17 protein-coding genes are annotated in these 18,972 nt (G+C 70.6%); 9 read left to right on the top strand and 8 right to left on the bottom strand.

From position 1 onward, the window contains the following. The first annotated feature begins 3 nt into the window (after positions 1-3). Both ASH02_RS13415 and ASH02_RS13410 read left to right on the top strand, forming a co-directional pair. Positions 4-1,206, top strand: coding sequence for an ABC transporter ATP-binding protein (locus ASH02_RS13415; protein WP_082620887.1), 1,203 nt, complete (start codon positions 4-6; stop codon positions 1,204-1,206). Further along, entirely contained in the window at positions 1,203-2,045 is an 843-nt protein-coding gene (locus ASH02_RS13410) for an ABC transporter permease (RefSeq protein WP_056681843.1), read from the top strand. Before ASH02_RS13415 ends, ASH02_RS13410 begins: the two co-directional genes overlap by 4 nt. Before the next feature lie 192 nt (positions 2,046-2,237). On the opposite strand, the gene ASH02_RS13405 is transcribed toward ASH02_RS13410, so the two are convergent. Beyond that, entirely contained in the window at positions 2,238-4,361 is a 2,124-nt protein-coding gene (locus ASH02_RS13405) for a S8 family serine peptidase (RefSeq protein ID WP_057294890.1), read from the bottom strand. A 113-nt stretch (positions 4,362-4,474) separates the two neighbouring features. On the opposite strand from ASH02_RS13405, the gene ASH02_RS13400 reads away from it, so the two are divergent. Together ASH02_RS13400 and ASH02_RS13395 are read left to right on the top strand one after the other, a co-directional pair. Beyond that, complete coding sequence (locus ASH02_RS13400; RefSeq protein ID WP_056890024.1) at positions 4,475-5,101, top strand: HAD family hydrolase; 627 nt, start codon at positions 4,475-4,477, stop codon at positions 5,099-5,101. A gap of 103 nt (positions 5,102-5,204) precedes the next feature. Continuing rightward, positions 5,205-5,600 (top strand): cold-shock protein, encoded by a 396-nt coding sequence (locus ASH02_RS13395; protein WP_056681834.1) that lies wholly within the window; start codon positions 5,205-5,207, stop codon positions 5,598-5,600. Positions 5,601-5,633: 33 nt separating this feature from the next. Here ASH02_RS13395 and ASH02_RS13390 read toward each other — a convergent pair whose 3' ends face one another. Further along, positions 5,634-7,148 carry an MFS transporter gene (locus tag ASH02_RS13390; RefSeq protein WP_082563815.1) on the bottom strand — a complete coding sequence of 505 codons (1,515 nt, stop codon included), beginning with the start codon at positions 7,146-7,148 and terminating at the stop codon, positions 5,634-5,636. Positions 7,149-7,269: 121 nt separating this feature from the next. Here ASH02_RS13390 and ASH02_RS13385 point away from each other — a divergent pair, with 121 nt between their 5' ends. Next, positions 7,270-8,055 (top strand): DUF3027 domain-containing protein, encoded by a 786-nt coding sequence (locus ASH02_RS13385; protein ID WP_235529948.1) that lies wholly within the window; start codon positions 7,270-7,272, stop codon positions 8,053-8,055. Positions 8,056-8,100: 45 nt separating this feature from the next. On the opposite strand, the gene helR is transcribed toward ASH02_RS13385, so the two are convergent. Together helR and ASH02_RS13375 are read right to left on the bottom strand one after the other, a co-directional pair. Then, positions 8,101-10,266, bottom strand: coding sequence for an RNA polymerase recycling motor ATPase HelR (helR, locus tag ASH02_RS13380; RefSeq protein ID WP_056681831.1), 2,166 nt, complete (start codon positions 10,264-10,266; stop codon positions 8,101-8,103). Positions 10,267-10,416: 150 nt separating this feature from the next. Further along, positions 10,417-10,686, bottom strand: a complete 270-nt coding sequence (locus tag ASH02_RS13375) for a DUF2530 domain-containing protein (RefSeq protein WP_056684921.1) — start codon at positions 10,684-10,686, stop codon at positions 10,417-10,419. 95 nt (positions 10,687-10,781) lie between these two features. Here ASH02_RS13375 and ASH02_RS13370 point away from each other — a divergent pair, with 95 nt between their 5' ends. Continuing rightward, positions 10,782-12,272 carry an NCS2 family permease gene (locus tag ASH02_RS13370; RefSeq protein WP_056681828.1) on the top strand — a complete coding sequence of 497 codons (1,491 nt, stop codon included), beginning with the start codon at positions 10,782-10,784 and terminating at the stop codon, positions 12,270-12,272. Positions 12,273-12,308: 36 nt separating this feature from the next. Here the strand turns inward: ASH02_RS13370 and ASH02_RS13365 are convergent, their stop codons facing one another. The 4 genes from ASH02_RS13365 to ASH02_RS13350 are packed head-to-tail and all read right to left on the bottom strand — an operon-like array spanning position 12,309 to position 16,198. Further along, positions 12,309-13,979, bottom strand: a complete 1,671-nt coding sequence (locus tag ASH02_RS13365; RefSeq protein ID WP_056681825.1) for a copper resistance protein CopC — start codon at positions 13,977-13,979, stop codon at positions 12,309-12,311. Next, positions 13,979-14,692: a YcnI family copper-binding membrane protein gene (locus tag ASH02_RS13360; RefSeq protein WP_056681822.1), complete on the bottom strand. Its 714-nt coding sequence runs from the start codon at positions 14,690-14,692 to the stop codon at positions 13,979-13,981. The genes ASH02_RS13365 and ASH02_RS13360 overlap by 1 nt, the downstream gene beginning before the upstream one ends. Before the next feature lie 22 nt (positions 14,693-14,714). Then, entirely contained in the window at positions 14,715-15,410 is a 696-nt protein-coding gene (locus ASH02_RS13355; protein ID WP_056681819.1) for a class F sortase, read from the bottom strand. A 23-nt stretch (positions 15,411-15,433) separates the two neighbouring features. Further along, positions 15,434-16,198 (bottom strand): hypothetical protein, encoded by a 765-nt coding sequence (locus ASH02_RS13350; protein ID WP_056681817.1) that lies wholly within the window; start codon positions 16,196-16,198, stop codon positions 15,434-15,436. A gap of 195 nt (positions 16,199-16,393) precedes the next feature. Between ASH02_RS13350 and ASH02_RS13345 the strand changes: the two genes are divergently transcribed. From ASH02_RS13345 to ASH02_RS13335, 3 genes are read left to right on the top strand one after another with little or no spacing between them, the layout of a single operon-like run. Further along, positions 16,394-17,023 (top strand): hypothetical protein, encoded by a 630-nt coding sequence (locus ASH02_RS13345; protein WP_056681814.1) that lies wholly within the window; start codon positions 16,394-16,396, stop codon positions 17,021-17,023. A 50-nt stretch (positions 17,024-17,073) separates the two neighbouring features. After that, the gene (locus tag ASH02_RS13340) at positions 17,074-17,523 is read left to right on the top strand and encodes a MarR family winged helix-turn-helix transcriptional regulator (RefSeq protein WP_056681812.1); all 450 of its coding nucleotides are present in this window, start codon (positions 17,074-17,076) and stop codon (positions 17,521-17,523) included. Between the two features lie 51 nt (positions 17,524-17,574). Further along, entirely contained in the window at positions 17,575-18,876 is a 1,302-nt protein-coding gene (locus tag ASH02_RS13335) for an MFS transporter (protein WP_056681809.1), read from the top strand. The last annotated feature ends 96 nt before the right edge of the window (positions 18,877-18,972 follow it).

The raw sequence follows: 18,972 nt of genomic DNA, 5'->3' as shown, positions 1-18,972 counted from the left end.
TCGATGGCTGTGATCCAGGCACGGGGGCTCGGCAAGGCCTACAAGGGCAAGACTGCCGTGAACAACCTGTCGTTCGACGTCCGGCCCGGCACGGTGACCGGCTTCCTCGGGCCCAACGGCTCGGGCAAGTCCACCACGATGCGGCTGATGCTCGGCCTCGACAACGGCCACGGCACCTGCACGTTCGACGGCCACCCGTTCGCGTCGTACGACGTCCCGATGCAGCACGTGGGCGCCTTGCTGGAGGCCAAGCCGTTCCACCCGACGCGCACCGCGCGCAACCACCTGCGCATGATCGCCGCGCCGAACTCGATCCCCGACACCCGCGTCGACGAGGTGCTCGGCATGGTCGGGCTCGCCGACGTGGCCAACAAGGAGCCGGGCACGTTCTCCCTCGGCATGGGCCAGCGCCTCGGCCTGGCCGCCGCGCTGCTGGGCAACCCGCACACGTTGATCCTCGACGAGCCGGCCAACGGCCTCGACCCGCAGGGCATCCGCTGGATGCGCGACCTGCTCAAGAGCCTGGCTTCCGAGGGCCGCTCGGTCTTCGTCTCCAGCCACCTGCTAAGCGAGATGGCCCTGATGGCCGACGAGCTCGTGGTCATCGGTCGCGGTCGCATGATCGCCAACGGCCCGGTGGAGGACTTCACCAGGCAGAGCAGTGCCAACCACATCAAGGTGCGCACCCCGCAGGCGCACGACCTGGCCGCGCTGATCGGCCAGAGGCTGGCCGGCCAGGGCTCGGTCAAGGCGGTCACTCCCGGCGAGCTCAGCGTGGTCGGCCTGACCGCCGACGACATCGGCGACATGGCCTTCGACAACCAGATCCGGCTGCACGAGCTGTCCACGATCCAGGCCAGCCTCGAGGACGCGTTCCTCGAGCTGACCGGTGGGTCGGAGGAGTACCAGGCGCAGAACCCGGTGCCCCACCGGCCGCAGGCCCCCGCATTCGGTGGCCCGCAGCCCGGCCCACCGCAGGGTTCCTACGGCCAGCCCCCGCAGGGTCAGTACGGCCAGCAGCCGCCGTACGCCGGCCAGCCCGGCCAGCCCGGCCAGCAGCAGCCGTACGCCGGCCAGCAGCAGCCCCCGGTCTACGGACAGCCCGGCCAGCAGCCCGGCCAGTGGGCGCAGCCGCCCCAGCAGACCCCACCACCCCAGCAGGCGCCCCGTGACGGCGGCGACGACCAGTCAGGAGACCGGGCATGACCGCCGCGTTGAGGTACGAATGGCGACGGCTGACCACCCTGCACTCCACGTGGTGGATCACCGGTGCCGCGATCGCGGTCAGCGCCGGCTTCACGTTCGTGGTGGCGATGCTGATCCGGCTGAACATCCCCTCCGAGCTGAAGGGGTCGGTCGACAAGGACGACTCGCGGTTCTTCCTCGAGGCCGGGATGACCCAGTTCTCCAACGTCGACCCGGTGTTCTACCTGATCGCCTTCGCCATCGCGATCCTGGGCATCCTGTCGTGGGGCCACGAGTACCGCCACGGCATGATCCGCGCGACCCTGACCGCCGTGCCGAACCGCACCGCGGTGTGGAGCGCCAAGTTCATCACCGTCGGCGCCTGGGTGGCCGCGGCCGTGTTGGTGGCCTGCGTGCTGTCGCTGGCCTGCACGCTGCTGTGGTTCGCCAGCCTCGACTTCGAGTACGACTGGGCCGAGCTCGGGCTCTCCATCCTGCAGCGCATGGTCTACACCGTGCTGCTGACCTGGCTGGTGATGGCGGTGACCGAGCTGATCCGGCACCAGACCTTCGCGTTGGTGCTGCTCTACCTGTGGCCGCTGGGCGTCGAGACCCTGCTGCGGGCGATGCTGCTGATCTTCGGCATCTTCAACCCCGGCATCTCCGACTCCGCACGCTTCCTGCCGTTCAACGCGGGCGGCCGGATCATCCAGGACTTCGGGCTGACCAACGGCTACGAGTCGAACTCCGGACTCTTCGACAACCCGCTGAGCCCGCTGGGCGCGCTGATCATCTTCGGCGGCATGACCGCGGTGCTGATGGCCGGCTCGCTCTACAGCTTCAAGACCCGCGACGCCTGATCGACCTGTCGCCAGTTCTGATCGAGCCGCCGTGAGTTTTGATCGAGCCGTCGCCAGTTCTGATCGAGCCGTCGTGAGTTCGGGTCCTCCGGCAGAACTGGCGACAGGTCGCCCCGAACTGGCGACGGGTCGCCCCGAACTGGCGACGGGTCGCCCCGAACTGGCGACAGGTCGCCGAGCACTGGCGACAGGTCAGCGGGTGAGGACGAGGGGGATGCGGACCCGCGTGCCGTTGGCCCCGCGCCAGGTCACCGACCCGCTGTCGGCGGCACCACGCATCGGCGTACGCCGCAGCACGTGCACGTGGAACGAGCGGGTGTCTCCCGGGGCGATCTTGAGGGCGGCCGGCACCACGGTGACGATGTGCGCGTCGAAGCCGGTCGCCTCGGACGAGTAGTACATCGCCTTGGGGCCGACGTTGGTCACCCGGCGAGTGATGATCGTGCCGCGGGCCGGCACCCGGCGCTCGGCCGAGGGCAGGTTCAGCACGGAGGGATCACGACCGGCGTCGAGCGCGCGGCGGTACGCCGAGGGCGGCAGGTCGAAGACCAGGCCGGGCCGCGCGTCGTCGTCCGAGCGGACGATGCCGGCACCCTGACGGAGGGCGCTGGGGCGGTGGTCGGCCTGCCGGCTGGTGGTCATCAGGGCCGAACGCACGCGGTTGGCGCTCCAGTTCGGGTGGGCGGAGCGCAGGCTCGCGGCCAGGCCGCTCACTCGTGCCGTGGCGCCGGACGTGCCGCTGAGCAGCTCCCAGTTGCCGTTGCCGGCCGCCGGGGACGTGGCCGCCAGCAGTCCGAAACCGGGTGCCACGAGGTCGGGCTTGACCACGCCCGCGTCTGCCGAGCCGCGCGCCGACCAGGGGAGTACGGCGGGCGCACCGGCCGCACCACGGGTGTGCACGAGCCGGCCGCGCAGGATTCCGGGAGCGGCGACCGCACGACGCAGCCGGGCGCCTTCGGTGGCGTCGACGTGGAGAGTCGGCACGGAGTGGAAGTCGGCGCTCAGGCTCTCACCGGGTGCGTTGACCAGCACCATGCCGACGCCGTCGGCCAGGCGGACGGCCGCGGACTTGTCGACCCGGGCCACCTGGCCGCGTTCACACAGCAAGATGCGGTCGGCGGCACGTGCGGCGTCGAGCGCGCCGGGCAGGCACAGTCGGGCCTCGGCCGGCGTACGACCGGGAGCGGGGACGTCGGCGGCCAGGACCACCGGTGCACGGTCGGGCAGGCTGCGTGCGGTGAGGATGCCGGTGATCGGCGCACCGGAGGGAAGTTCGAGGGCGCCGCTGCGGTCGGGGCCGGAGCTGGCGCCGACCGTGGTCACCCACGGGTGCTGGTAGCCGGCCGAACGGTGGTCGTTGCCGGCGGCGGCGGTCACGAAGATGTCGCGCTCGGCCGCCCCGAGCAGGGCCAGGTCGACGGTGTCGGGGGCACCGGGACCGGGCGAGGCCACGGACACGTTGAGCACGTCGACCCGGTCGTGCACAGCGCGGTCGATGGCGCTGACCACGTCGGCGGTCGAGCAGCCGTCGTCGGCCGGGTCGGGGGCCGACCAGCAGGCCTTGTAGACGGCCAGGCGGGCGTCGGGGGCGGTGCCGGAGAACGTGCCGAGCCGGCGTCCGGAGGAGATCGCGGTGACCTTCGCGTTGCCGGCGGCGACCGAGGCCACCTTCGTGCCGTGGCCGGAGTCGTCGCGTGGCGACAGCTCGGCGGAGGAGCGCAGGTTGTCGGCGCCGAAGCCGGTCACGAACCAGGTCGCGGAGGCTATCTTGCCGTTGCAGTCGCTGCTCGACCAGGTCGCGGACGCCTCGCAGGTGCCGCGGAAGTCGGTCGGGAGGACGCCCAGTGACGTGGTGGACACCAGGGCCGGGGTGTCGGGCGAGATGCCGCTGTCGACCACGCCGATCACCGTGCCCCGACCACCCGAACCGCGCGGCACGGGTCCGGCGGACAACGAGTCGGCGGTCGTACCGGCCAGGGAGCGGATGTCGTTGCGCTCGACCAGGGCGACGCCGGGGAGGCCGCGCGCGAGGCGGGCCTGGTCGGCGGAGAGTGCGACGGCGAAGCCGTTGAGCGCGGTGGTCCAGCGGTAGACCGGGTCGTCGGCGTCGAGGAGCTCCAGCGTGTCGTCCTGCTGGGCGAGCATGCTCGTGCGAAGGTTGGCTGCGGACTCAGCACTACGGTCACCGGCCGTGCCGGGACCGTCGAGGGTGATCAGGTAGAGCGAATCGGTGGGTTCGGCGGAGACCGGCACCGGGTTCAGGGCAGCACACAGGCCCACCCCTGCCAGGGCGGCGCCCAGCACCATGCGTCGCATCACAGAACCCACAAGTCGCAGCAGTTACCGAAACCCCCATGGTGGCAGCGTCGGGGGGCGGTTTCAATTCCGTCCCCACAAGGCGCTGGGCACCTGCGCCTAGGCTGTCACACATGACGGGCCCTGTGGTCGGTTTCGACCTCGACATGACGCTGATCGACACCGTTCCGGGATTCGCGGCCACCCTGACGGCGCTCGGCGACGAGCTCGGCGTCGACTTCCCGGTCGAGGAGATGACCCGCCGGCTCGGCCCGCCGCTGGAGATGATGCTGCGCGACCACCTCCCGGAGGAGCAGGTCAACCCGGCCGGCGACCGCTTCCGGGCGCTCTACCCGGACCTGGCCATTGCCTCGGTGTCGGTGTTCCCGGGTGCGCACGAGTCCCTGGCCGCCGTACGCCGACTGGGCGGTCGCAACATCCTGGTCACCGGCAAGGTGGCCACCAACGCGCAACGCCACGTCGACCACCTCGGTCTCGACATCGACCACCTCGAAGGGTGGGTGTGGGGTGTCGGGAAGGCCGACGTGCTCCGCAAGGAGGGCGCGACGATCTACGTGGGCGACCACGTGCACGACGTCGAAGGCGCGCTGGCGGCGGGCATCCTCAGCGTCTCGGTGCTCACCGGCGGCTGCACCCGCGAGGAGCTCGAGGCGGCCGGGACCCACGTCGTGCTCGACGACCTCACCGCTTTTCCGGCCTGGCTCGACGACCACCTCGGAATCGCATTGGCCTCCGGGTGACGTCGCACCATAGGCTCCGCATGCAGGACTGCGTCGTACGACCGGGCGCAGCACGATCAGGCAGCGCGCACGCAGGTAGCGCACATCAGAGAGGGGCACTCCAGTGCCTACTGGCAAGGTGAAGTGGTACGACGCCGAGAAGGGTTTCGGCTTCCTGTCCCAGACGGACGGCCCCGACGTCTACGTGCGCGCCGAGGCCCTTCCTGAGGGAACCACCGTGCTCAAGGCCGGCACCAAGGTCGAGTTCGGCATCGCCCAGGGCCGCAAGGGCGACCAGGCCCTCCAGGTGAAGCTGGTCGACGCCCCGGTGTCCGTGGCGCGCAACAAGTCCAAGGCGCAGCGCAAGACCCCCGAAGAGATGTCCACCATCGTCGAGGACCTCATCCGCCTGCTCGACGACGTGGGCGAGGGCTACCGTCGCGGCCGGCACCCCGAGGCGAAGACCGCCCGACCGACCGCGAAGCTGCTCCGCGCGCTGGCCGACGAGCTCGAGCTCTAGGCCGTATCTCTCACACGGCCCAGGCCCCAGCGGTCAGTAGCTCTCGCCGGGCACCGTCTGCGGCTCGTGCGGGGGCTGGTGCGGGTACGGCGGCCGCGGCCGCCGCGCCGGTCCACCGCGTACGACGAGCACGAACACGGCCCACGCGGCGAGCACGGCGAACCCGACGCCGAGGCCCAGGCGGGGGATCAGCGGCATCGCGATGCCCACGAACCCGCCGACCACCCAGGCCAGCTGCAGCATGGTGTCGGAGCGGGCGAACGCGCTGGTCTGCACGCGCTCGTGCACGTGCGTCTGGATCGTCGAGTCGAGCGAGAGCTTGGCCAGCGACTGTGAGAGTCCTGCCGTGAGACCCAGGGCGACCAGTGGTATCAGCCCGTAGAACAGGGCAGCCACCAGCGCCATCGCCGCGTCGGCGAGCAGTGCGACCACCACGGTGACCGACGGGTTCACCTTCTTCAGGATCGAGCCGAGGAAGATGCCGAGGGTGTTGCCCAGCCCTGCGGCCCCGATCACGAGGCCGAGGAGCATCGCCTGTCTGTCCTCCCACCCGTCGATGGGGTTCTCGCGCAGCAGGAACGCCATGAACATCGTGAGGAAGCCGGAGAGGAACCGTGGCCCGCAGTTGGCCCGCAGCGCGAACGCCACGGGTGCGGGGATGCGCATGCTCTGGCGCTGCGGGTTGGCCCGCGCGGACGGCCCGGGCATCAGCTCGAGGTGTGCCTCGCCGGCTGAGGAGTCGACCTTGCGGGGCAGCAGGATGGCCAGGATGGTGGCACCGATGAAGACCACGAAGCCGTAGCGCAGCGACCACTCGGGACCGAAGGTGGCGGCGAGACCAGCCAACGGGGCCGAGACACCGGCGCCGACCACACCGGCCAGACCGATGCGTGCGTTGGCCTTCACCAGCGTGACGCCCTCGGGCACCAGGCGTGGCGCGGCCGCGGCCTTGGTGATGCCGTAGGCCTTCGACGAGACCAACACGCCCAGGGCGGCAGGGAACAACCACGTCGACTCGGTGACCACCGCGGCGGCGAGGACCCAGCACAGGAAGGCGCGGATCGCCATCGTGCTGCCGATGGCCCAGCGTCGGCCGTGGCTGAACCGGTCGAGGAACGGGCCGATCAGCGGCGCGACGATTGCGAACGGCAGCATCGTCATCGCCAGGAACAGGGCCACCTGGCCGCGCGCCTCACCGGTCGGCACCTGGAAGAACAGCGTGCCGGCCAACGAGATCGCCACCGCCGTGTCTCCGGCGGCGTTGAAGGCGTGCAGCTCGATCAGGCGGAACAGGCCCGAGTCTCCGGCTCCTTCGGCGTGGGAGGCGCGGCGCGCCACCCGGAAGGTCGCCTTGCTCGCCTTGGCGGTGCCACGGGCCACCGCCCGGGCACCGACACCGGTGGCCTTGGCGAAGCGGATCGCGTTCTCACCCTTGGTGTGGGTGGGCCCGTAGGGGTCGTACCCATGGCCGTCGGTGGCGTCACCGGGGCCCTGGTGGGGATCGCGGGACGGGTCCTGGTGGGGATCGTCGGGCGGCCGTGTGGTCATGCCGCCATCCTGCCCGGTGCCCCCGACATCATGCGAGCCGAACCCTCCCCGTCTGGTGAATCGCCTGCCGAACCCCTACCCGGCAAGACAATACGTGCTCGCATGGGACACAATCACGCACGTGACCGTGACAACCCGAACCAAGTCCGACAGCGCCCTTGTCGCTGCCGTCGACGCGGCCCGCGCTGCCCTGGCCGCCGACGTGCCCGTTTCCGACATCGGTGAGCACCTCGGTCACCAGGAGGAGGGCGACCGGGTCCTGAGCCACTACTTCGACTGCACCCGTCCGGGCTACACGGGCTGGCGCTGGTCGGTGACGATCACCCGGGCCTCCCGCCAGAAGGCGGCCACGGTCGACGAGATCGTGCTGATTCCCGGCCCCGAGTCGATCACCGCCCCGGCCTGGGTGCCCTACAAGGAGCGCATCCAGCCCGGCGACATGTCGCCCGGCGACCTGCTGCCCGTCGAGGACGACGACGCCCGCCTGGTCCCGACGTACCTCGTCGGAGACAGCGCCGTCGACCCGCTCGACCAGCAGGACGACGCACAGCTGCGCCAGGTGGCCGACGACCTCGGCCTCGGCCGGGTGCGCACGCTCTCGCTCGAGGGCCGCGACCTGGCTGCCGAGCGGTGGTACGACGGCGAGGCAGGCCCGCTGGCACCCATCGCGCAGCAGGCCCCGGCCAACTGCTGGTCGTGCGGGTTCCTCGTGCGCCTGGCCGGTCCGCTGTCGGTGACCTTCGGCGTCTGCGCCAACGGCAACGCCAACGACGACGGACGCGTGGTCGCACTGGGCCACGGCTGCGGTGCGCACTCCGAGGCCCAGCTGACCAAGAAGCAGCAGCCGCTCCCGATGCCCGACCACGTCTTCGACACCCTCACCATCGACGAGGTCGACGCGTTCTGACCCGTCACACGACGGCCGCCTGACCGCCGTACGACGGCCGGCGCGTCACGTGCTGCGCAGCACCACCAGTCGCTCGGTGGCGCGGGTCATCGCGACGTAGCGGTCGACGGCGCCCTCGATCCCCGAGCCGAAGGTGTCCGGGTCGATCAGCACCACGAGGTCGAACTCGAGCCCCTTGGACAGCTCCGGGGTGAGGGCCCGGACCCGCGGGTCGTCGGGGATCGCCCAGTTCTCCGGGGAGGTCGCGATGACGCAGGCGACGCCTTCCTCGTGCCCGGCCAGCCACTCGTCGACCGTCGCGGCCAGCTCCGCCGTACGCCCGTGCACCACGGGCAGGCCGCTGCTGCGGACGGAGGTCGGCACGTTGGCGTCGGGCAGCGCGGCCCGGATCACCGGCTCGGCCTCGACCATGACCTCCTCGGGCGTGCGGTAGTTGATGCCGAGGGTGGCGATCTCGACCCGGTCGAGGCCGGCGCGCTCGAGCCGCTCCTGCCACGACTCGGTGAAGCCGTGCCGGGCCTGGGCGCGGTCGCCGACGATGGTGAAGCTGCGTGAGGGGCAGCGCAGCAGGAGCATCTGCCACTCCGCGTCGGTCAGCTCCTGCGCCTCGTCGACGACGACGTGGGCGAACGGCCCGGCCAGCAGGTCCGGCTCCACGCCGGGCTGGGCCGACTCGTCGACGATGATGCTCTGGGCGTCCGAGACCTTCAGCATCGACATCAGCTTCATCTCCGAGTCGTCGTCCTCGATCAGGTGGTCGACGACCGCCGCGATCTCCTCGCGTTCGGCGGCGACGGCGGCCTCGTGCCGACGCCGGCGACGGGACGCCTCCGGGTCGCCGAGGCGCTGCCGGGCGGCGTCGAGCAGCGGGAGGTCCGAGACGGTCCACGCCGACGGGTCGTCGCGTTGCAGGGTGCGAACCTCCTCGGGCGTCAGCCACGGGGCGCACATGCGCAGGTAGGCCGGCACCTCCCAGAGGTCGCCGACGAGGTCGGTGGGCTCGATCAACGGCCAGGCCTTGCCGAACTCGGCGCGCAGGTCGGCGTTCTGCGCCAGCGACGAGCGCACCATCTCGGGAGTGACCTCGTCATCCGTCTCGTGCTTGTCGACCAGGATGGTGAGCAGCTCCTCCCAGACCTGGTCGCGGGCCTCGTTGTGCGGCGTGCCGGGCTCGCGCGACTCGAAGGCCTCCACCCAGTCGGCGGTGCTCAGCCACAGGTCCGCCCAGTGGGTCTCGACCTCCATGCCCTCCTTCGGCGGCTCCTCGTAGAGGCGGACCGCCGGCTCGATGGCCCGCACCATGTCGGCGGTGGCCTTGAGGCGGGCCACCTCGGGGTCGGCCTCGTCCGGTGCGGTGGCGCCCTCGGGGACCAGGTGCCTGAGCGTGCAGGTCTGCACCCCTTCCTCGCCGAGGCTGGGGAGCACGTCGGACACGTAGGCCAGGTAGGGCTGGTGCGGACCGACGAACAGCACGCCTCCACGCCGGTGACCCAGCCGAGGGTCGGAGTAGAGGAGGTACGCCGTGCGGTGCAGGGCCACCACGGTCTTGCCAGTGCCGGGCCCGCCGTCGACCACGAGGGTGCCACGGGACCCGGCCCGGATGATCGCGTCCTGGTCGGCCTGGATCGTGCCGAGCACGTCGCGCATCCGGGCCGACCTGTTGCTGCCCAGACTGGCGATGAACGCGGACTGGTCGTCGAGTGCGGCCCGCGCCTCGATGCCGTCCGGGGTGAACACCTCGTCCCAGTAGTCCGTGACCTGGCCGCTGGTCCAGCGGTACCTGCGTCGGCTGGCCAGCCCCATCGGGTTGCCGTGGGTGGCTCCGAAGAACGCCTCGGCGGCGGGGGAGCGCCAGTCGACCAGCAGGCGCCGCCCGTCGGGGGCGGTGAGGCCGAGGCGCCCGACGTACACCGGTTCCTGGTCGTCGACGGCGACCATGTGGCCCAGGCACAGGTCGAGCCCGAAGCGGCGCATGGTGCGCAGCCGGTTGGTCAGCCGGTGCACCTCGAGGTCGCGGTCCATCGCCGCCTGGCCGGTGCCCCCGGGGGCCTTGCGCGTCTCGTCGAGGCGCTGCTCCAGGTCGGCGATGGCCTGCTCGAGGCTCTCCGCGATGACCGCGAAGTGTTTCTCGTCGCCGGCGACGAGGGCCGGGTCGTCCTTGTGGGTGAGGTGGTCGGGAAGGTGGAACGCACTGGTGGGCAAGGGGTTCACGGCATCAGTTCCGATCGCTGCAGGAGGCCATGGCCCGGAGATTCTGCGGCATGAACGGGGCCTTGCGGCAAGCCCCCACCTGCGCTATACCTTGGGAGTGGAGAGGCGAGGGCCTCTCCTTTTTCGTGCCCTGAGTCTGCGAACCGCAGGTCAGGCGGGGCCCTCGGCGGTGCGCTCCTCGCGGGCCTTGCGCCGGCGCCGGCAGAACTCCAGCCCGAAGAGGCCGAGCCCGAATCCGGCCATGCAGGTCCACAGCCACCACAGGTGGCCGTCGTCGGAGAGACGCCCGTAGAACGGCAGCAGGGCCAGGAAACCGAGCAGCCAGAGCCCGGTGCCGACCTCGAGGGTGCGCACGCCGTCGACGTCGAGCGGATCGACGTCCGCGACGATGTAGGTGCGGTTGCCGATCTCGTGCGTCATCGGCTGGTCCTCGTGCTCCACAGGACGAAACCTAGTCCACCCCGTGACGTCGCCGTAACGGGGAGGAGTGCCAACAGGTCCCCGGATCTGCCACGATGCGGATCGTGAACTCACCTGCGCAGCCTCGGGCGACCTCCGGCATCGACTCGTTCTTCAAGATCTCCGCACGCGGCTCCACCATCGGACAGGAGCTCCGCGGTGGTCTCGTCACGTTCCTGACGATGGCCTACATCGTCGTGCTCAACCCGCTGATCCTCGGCTACGTGCCCGACTCCGAGGGCAACTTCCTCGGCGGAGGCACCGATCCCGGCTCGGGCATCCCGGCGATCGCCGCGGGGACGGCGCTGATCGCCGGTCTGCTGACCATCCTGATGGGATCGGTGGCGAACTTCCCGTTGGCGCTGGCCACCGGCCTTGGCCTCAACGTGTTCGTGGCGAACACGATCGCCCGGCAGTCGACGTGGTCCGACGCGATGGGGCTCGTCGTGCTCGAGGGCATCGTGATCCTGGTGCTCGTGCTGACCGGGTTCCGTACGGCGGTCTTCCACGCCGTGCCACGGCAGCTGAAGGTGGCCATCTCGGTCGGCATCGGGCTCTTCATCACGCTCGTCGGCCTGGTCGACGCGCGCTTCGTGACGCGCATCCCCGACGCGTTCACCACCACCGTGCCAGTCCAGCTGGGCGTCGACAGCCACCTGCTCGGCTGGCCGGTCCTGGTCTTCGTCGTCGGGCTGGCGCTGATGGTCGGGTTGTGGGTGCGCAAGGTCCGCGGCGCGATCCTGATCGGGATCCTCGCCAGCACCGTGCTCGCCGTGATCGTCGAGGCGATCGGTGACCTGGGCGCCGTGCAGTCCGATGGCAGCAACCCCAACGGGTGGGCGCTGAGTGTCCCGTCGCTCGACGGCTCCGTGTTCGACAAGCCCGACTTCGCCACCCTCGGCGAGTTCAACCTGTTCGGCGCCTTCGACTCTGTCGAGGGCGGCATCCTGGCCGCCGTACTCCTGGTCTTCACCCTGCTGCTCGCCGACTTCTTCGACACCATGGGCACGATGACCGCGATCGGCGCCGAGGCGGGCCTGAACGACGAGCAGGGCATCCCGCCCAACACCCAGCGGATCCTGATCGTCGACTCCGTGGCCGCGATCGCCGGTGGCGCGGGCGGCGTCTCGTCGAACACGTCCTACATCGAGTCGGCGTCGGGCGTGGGCGAGGGCGCCCGCACCGGACTGGCCTCGATCGTCACCGGCGTGCTGTTCCTGCTGGCGATGTTCCTCACGCCCCTGGTCGGAGCGATTCCCTCGGAAGCCGCTGTGCCGGCCCTGGTGCTGGTCGGCTTCATGATGATGCAGCAGGTTGGCGACATCGAGTGGCGCGATCCCGAGATCGCGATCCCGGCGTTCCTGACCATCGTGCTGATGCCGTTCACCTACTCGATCAGCGTCGGCATCGGCGCCGGGTTCCTCGCGTTCGTGCTGCTCAAGGTCGTGATGGGCAAGCTGCGCGACGTCCACCCGTTGATGTGGATCGTGGCCGTCCTGTTCGTCGTCTACTTCGCCTACAGCCCGATCAGCTCGTGGATCAACTGACGAACTGGCGACGGGTCGATCGGAACTGGCGACGGGTCAACGGGGCACGGGGACGGTGAGGGTGGCGACGGGGTTGTCGAACTCGTCGACCCGCAGGCTGACCTGGACCTGCCAGTCGCCGGGCTCCGGGAGCACGACGGGGGCCGTGTAGACACCAGTGCCCGAGCGTTCCAGGGGTACGGCGCCGAGGTCGACGTCGTCCGAGCGCATCGACACCACGGGTGCGGCGTACGGCGACACGGGCCGTCCGGCCGAGTCCTCGAGGTGCACGTGCAGCGTGGTGCGGCCCGGGGACGGCGGCGTCAGCAGCACCAGCACGGTCAGGTCACCGATGTCGGCCGAGACGAACTCCGCAGCAGCAGCCGGTGCCGGCTCCGCGGGTCGAGGTTCGGGTGACTGGGAGACCAGGAACCCGGTCAGCCCGAGCACGACGACCAGCAGCGACGTCTCGACCGTGACCGAGCGGCGGACCAGGTCGAAGGCATGGCGCGGAGTGCCGTCGTCGGGGGTGGCCAGCGCGCGGGGGAGCAGCACCCAGCGGTTGGCGGCGGCCACCGCCATGACGAGCACCGCGATGCCGACCTTGACCATCAGGACCGTGCCGTAGCGGGTGCCGAACAGCGCGTCCCAGGAGCCGACGATGCGCCAGGCCATGAACGATCCCGCGACCACCAGCAGGGCCAGGGTGCCGGCCGCCACGGTCGAGAACCGGGCGAGCGTGCGGGCCGCGAGATCGCCGTGTCGGCGCAGGGCTCCCAGGGTGAGGGCGAGCCCGACGAGTCCGCCGAGCCAGACCGCTCCGGTCACCAGGTGCAGCATGTCGGTGGCCAGCACGAGCGGTTGTGGACCAGTGGTGCGGGCGTGCCCGACCAGGGCGGGAGCGACGACCGCGACGGTCGCTCCGGCGAGGGCGACCGCGCGCAGGCGTCGGGTCCAGCCCCGGGCACGCCCCGCCGCGGTGAGTACGACGACCGCGACGCCCAGGCCCGACGCCACCAGGAGGGCGATCGTCAGGTCGTCGCCCACCAGTGCGAGGTCCCACGCACCAGCCGATGCGAGGTCGCCGAGACCGAGGAGCTGCTGGTGCACGGCGGTCAACGGCACCACCGCGAGTGCGGCGAGCCCGGCGACCGCGGCACACACCCGGGTGACCACCGTGAGCCGCCCGCGCACCCGGCCCACGTTCGCCCCCGGAGGCAGCAGCAGGCAGGCGAAGGCGATGAGTCCCGCGGCCAGGAGCAACGCGACGTACAACGCGCCCTGCGCGACACCGAGCGTGCCCGAGACCGCGGTCGACGGGTCCCTGACCTGACCCGGCGCGGCCACGTGCTCGCTGGGCTTGCCGACGGAGAACGTGAGCGACCCCGCCACCGGGTGACCGTCGTCGGAGACGATGCGCCACGTGACGACGTAGGTGCCGTCGCCCAACTCGTCGGGGAGATCGACGGTCACCTGACGGTCCCGGGCGGCGCTGTCGGAGTCGAGTGACCGACCGTCGGCGTCGAAGAGTGAGACCGCGTCGGACGGAAGGGTGACGCCCTCGTCGAAGGTGAGCGTGACCCGGTCGGGTGCCGAGACCAGCACCTCGCCCTCGGCCGGGTCGGAGCCGACGAGGGTGGCGTGTGCCGAGGCCGGTCCCGCCGATCCGAGCACGACCAGGAGCCCGGCGACGACGGCCAGCGCGATCCGCGCCAGACGCCGCGCCATCAGCGTCGGCGTACGAGGACCAGCGCCGCCCCTCCCACCAACAGTCCCAGGATGCCGACCCCGAAGGCGGCCATCTCCATCGAGCGGGATGCTGCCTCGGGGGAGCCCCCGGAGGCGTCGCTCGCAGTGCCCTCCTCGTGCGCGGCACTCTCAGCGTGCCCGGTGCCCTCGGCGCCCGCCTTCTCGGAACCGCTGATCGTGACCGTCGGCGCGGGCGACTCGAGCTGCTCCGGGTCCTGGCCCTCGGCGGCCACTTCGGTCCAGGCGGTCTCGCCCTTCTCGCAGGTCTGGATCACCGGGAAGGCGAGGGTCTCGCCCTCGGCGTCGGGAAGGGTCAACGACAGCTCGAAGGTGTCGCGTACGCCGTCGGGCAGGGGAGTCCTTGCCGTGTAGGTGACCGTGCCCACCCGTTCGGTGACCGTGTTGCCGTGGGCGTCGGTGGCCGGCTCGTCGAGCGGGACGATCTGCGTGCGCACCTTCCACAACGGGTTGCGGGTGGGGGTCACCGAGAGGATCTGCTCCGGGATCCGGAAGGTCATCCGGGTGGTCGCGGACCCCTCGCAGCCGTGGCCCACACTCGCGGTGAGCACGGTCGAGGCCCCGGCGCCGGTCTCAGAGGCGGTGATCGTGACGTGGGCGTCGGCGGCGGTCGGCGTACCCAGCACGACCAGGGCGGTGACGCAGGGCAGGGCGAGCAGTCGAGCTGCCTTCATGGGGCATCTCCTCAGGTGGGGGTCACCCGTCGTGGACGGCGGTGAGCTTCGAGAACACGACGAGGTTTCCGGTGTGGTGTCCGACGTTGGGGTCGAAGTTGCTGCAGGTGATCAGCCGCAGCGTCGGAGTGCTCAGGTCCCCGCCGTAGACGAGCTTCGTCGGGAAGCGGTCCTTGTCGAAGGTGCGCAGGGCGTAGACCGTGAAGGTCGCGCGTGTGCCGTCCTCCCGGTCGACGGTGACCTTGTCCCCGGGACGCAGTCGGCCGAGGTCGAGGAAGACGGACGCGCCCTCCTCCGTGGACACGTGTCCCTCGATGATCGAAGGTCCCGGTTGCCCCGGTGTCGGCGACTTGTCGAACCACGCCGCCTTGTCGAGGTCGGGGCCGGGCTGCGGAACCTCCAGGGTCCCGTCGTCCGCGGTGCCGACGGTGATGACCTCGGAGTCGACCCCGATCTTCGGGACCGTGAGGGTGATCGGGGTCGAGGGCCCGAGCGGCGGGTCCTTCTCCTCGGCCGCCTTGCCCGGCGTCGAGGAACCGGGGGAGCCGTCGGGTGAGGCGCTCCCGGGGTCGCGGGTCGCGTCGAGGGAACCGGTGTCGTCAGGTGCCGGCGGCGGGTCGGGGTCCTGGCCCTTCAGGGCGAGGACCAGGACCAGGATGCCGACGGCGGCCACCGCGGCGAGCAGGAGCCCGCCGCGGCGACCGCCAGTGACCGACATGTCAGGAACCTTCGACCTTCCGGTCAGGCGTCCTGCTCGACGCGGCGACGGCGGGCCATCATGCCGACGGCTGCGACCGAGAGCAGGCCGCCACCCAGGGCGAACATGCCCAGGTTCTCCACGCCGGCGGTCGAGCCGCTACCGGTGTCCACGCCACCGCTGGGCGTCTTGTCCAGGGCGCCGCAGAGCGCAGGGGCGGTTGCGGCCAGCGGCAGCGACGGCACCAGCTTGCTCTTGGCGTTGGCGGCCTTCTTGCTCAGCGTGGCCGGGTCGAGCCCGTGGACCACGATCACGCCGGTGCCCGAGCTCAGCTGGTCGACGGTGTCCTGGCTGAGCGTGATGGTGCGGTTGTACTCGAGGCTGTCGCCTCCGGGTGCGATCTTGATGTTGGTGCCGGCCTTGGGGCTGGTGTCGCCCTTGACCGACAGCGTGGTGCCGATGTCGCCGTACGCCGGAGTGCCTTCGACCGTGTCGACGATGCCGTCGCCGTTCTTGTCGAGGGCGAGGCCCGACGGGCAGGTGCCCTGGGCTCCGATGTGGATGTGCTGGACGTGCGGGTAGTCGGCGTTCATGAACGTCTTGGGCAGCCCGCTCCAGCTGAGCTCGACCGTGGCCTGGTCGCCCTGCACGGTGATCATGGCCATGCCGGACCCAGAGGATCCGTTCAGCGGGTCGAGGCTCGTCTGGTAGGTGCCGTCGGCGCCGTCAGCGAACGCGGCAGTGGGTGACATCGCAATGGTCACGGCTGCTGCCGCAAGGGGAATGAGCAATCGGATCGGCTTCTTCATTGAAGACTCCTCCTCCATGGCTCGCCCTTTCTGAATCGTGCGGGCGAGCACAGTTGCGAGTGATTCGGACCACTCGTGCCATCGGATTGGTGGGATCTGCCAAGTTCCGGGACGGAGCCACACCAATCCGGGTGTGCCTCCGGGACGAACCACTGGTGAACCGTTCGCGATCCGGCACGACGACGGGAGTCTGGAATGAACCGCACGACACGATGGGCTGCGGTCGCTGCGGCCTCGGTGCTGCTGACCGGCTGCGGCTCGACGGCGGCCGACAACGAGTCGAAGCCCGCGCCGGACAAGAGCTCGACGGGCTCCCACACGATGCCCGACGGCTCGGTGATGTCCGACGACGAGATGCAGTCGGGCGGCGCCGAACCAGCGGGCGCCGAGCCGTCTCCCGCGGCCCGCATGGTGTGTGACGGTGACGTCGCCGACGACGTGCAGCGCATCTCCGGTCTCGGGAAGGCCCCGACGCGCCAGGCGTCGTGGTCCGAGCCGATGTACACCTGCACCTACAGCCTCCCCGAGGGTCCGTTGGTCCTCTCGGTCCACGACGCCACCGACGCGCAGTCCGGGCGCGACCACTACGAGACACTGCGGACGACGCTCGACGACGCCCAGGACATCGTCGGCATGACCAGCCTCGGCCTGCCCGCCTACGAGACCGGCGACGGCGTCGCCGTGTTCATCAAGGACGACAAGACGCTCGAGGTCGACGCCACGGCACTGCCCGACGGGCTCGGCCCGGACGGCGACATGACGCAGGCGGACCTGGCCTACGCCGTGGCCACCAGCGTGCTGGCGTGCTGGGAGAAGCACACCTGAGTCGCGTCCCTTGAATTTGCTTAGCATGGGTAATGACCTATGCTAAACACATGCCAACTGTTGAGAAAGCCGTCCGCACCAATGCGGGGCTGGCCTCGGAGTTGCGGCTCTCGGTCATGCGCCTGCGTCGACGTCTCACGTCCGAGCGTGCTCCCGACAACGAGCTGAGCATCCCGACGATGGCGGTGCTCGGCTGCCTGGCGCGCCACGGCGACTGCACCGTCGGCCAGCTGGCCCGTCGAGAGCGGGTCCAGCCGCCGTCGATGACCCGCACCGTCAACAGCCTGGTCGACGGCGGCTACGCCACCCGCCGCCCCCACGAGTCCGACGGCCGCCAGGTCGTCGTGGCACTCACCGAGAAGGGTCGAGAGACCCTCCTGGCCGACCGTGCACGTCGAGACGCGTGGCTGGCCCGGCGCCTCTCCGACCTGACCACCGAGGAGCGCGCGGTCCTGCGTGCCGCCGCCCCGATCCTGCAACGCATGGCAGAGGAGGACTGACCACGCTTTGATCCCGCACCCCTTCCCTCGTCAGCACGCTGAGGCTCGGCCGTGAGTCCCACCTTCCGCTCCCTGCACAACCCGAACTACCGGCGCTATGCCGCCGGCAGCCTCGTCTCGAACGTCGGCACCTGGATGCAGCGAGTGGCCCAGGACTGGTTGATCCTGGTCCTCACGGCCAGCGGCACCGCCCTCGGCATCACCACCGGACTCCAGTTCCTGCCCGTCCTGCTCCTCTCGCCGTACGCCGGCGTGATCGCTGACCGCTTCGACAAGCGCCGCCTGCTGCAGGTGACCCAGGCCGCCATGGGTGTCGCCTCGTTCGCCCTCGGCCTGATCACCGTGCTCGGTGTGGTCGAGGTCTGGCACGTCTACACGATCGCCTTCGTCTTCGGCATCGCCTCCGCCTTCGACGCCCCCGCCCGCCAGTCGTTCGTCTCGGAGATGGTCGACGCCGACGACCTCACCAACGCGGTGGGGCTCAACTCGGCCACGTTCAACATGGCCCGCATCCTCGGCCCCGGCCTGGCCGGCCTGATGATCGGTGCCCTCGGCGGTGGCGCCTGGGCGACCGGCTGGGTGATCCTGATCAACGCGGTCTCCTACGCCGCCGTCATCTGGCAGCTCGAGCGCATGGACGCCGACCTCCTCCACACGCCGAAACGGGTCGAACGCGCCCCGGGGGCGCTCCGGGAGGGGGTCCGCTACGTCAGGGGGAAGCCCAAGATGGTGATGATCCTGATCCTGGTCTTCTTCGCCGGCACGTTCGGGATGAACTTCCAGATCACGTCCGCGCTGATGGCGACCGACGTCTACGGCAAGGGCGCCGGTGAGTTCGGCCTGCTCGGCTCGACGATGGCGATCGGTTCGCTGGCCGGTGCCCTGATGGCCGCCCGCCGGGTCCGGATCCGCATGCGGCTGCTGGTCGTGGCTGCGCTCGGGTTCGGCATCGCCGAGGTGGTGGCCGGCCTGATGCCGTCGTACGTCGCCTTCGCGCTGTTCAGTCCCGCGATCGGCCTCTGCACGCTCACCCTGCTCAACTCCGCCAACGCGGTGATGCAGCTCGAGTCCGACCCCCAGCTGCGCGGTCGGGTGATGGCGCTCTACATGACCATCGTGATGGGCGGTACGCCCCTCGGCTCACCCGTGATCGGGTGGATCGGGGAGTCCTTCGGGGCTCGCTGGACCCTGATCTTCGGTGGTCTGCTCACCATCGCCGGTGTCGGCGTGGCCGTGCTGGTGTTCTGGCGCATGAACAGGGGCTCTCGTTCCGTTTTGACCCCCGCTGGGGCACCGGGTAACGTGTTCCCTCGTGTCTGGGACAACCCGGCCGTTGCGCGTGCTCGAAAATAGTCGGCGCATCTGAAACGGCCGACACGCCCGAGCGCGGGGGTGGCCAGACGGGGTTGCCAAGCACCACCCGGACACCATGCCCAACCGGGCATTTGA

Source organism: Nocardioides sp. Soil796 (assembly GCF_001429525.1).
In the GTDB taxonomy this organism is placed as follows: Bacteria; Actinomycetota; Actinomycetes; order Propionibacteriales; family Nocardioidaceae; genus Nocardioides.
Note: the sequence above shows the minus strand (reverse complement) of the source record. Positions and strands in the feature narration are given on the sequence as shown.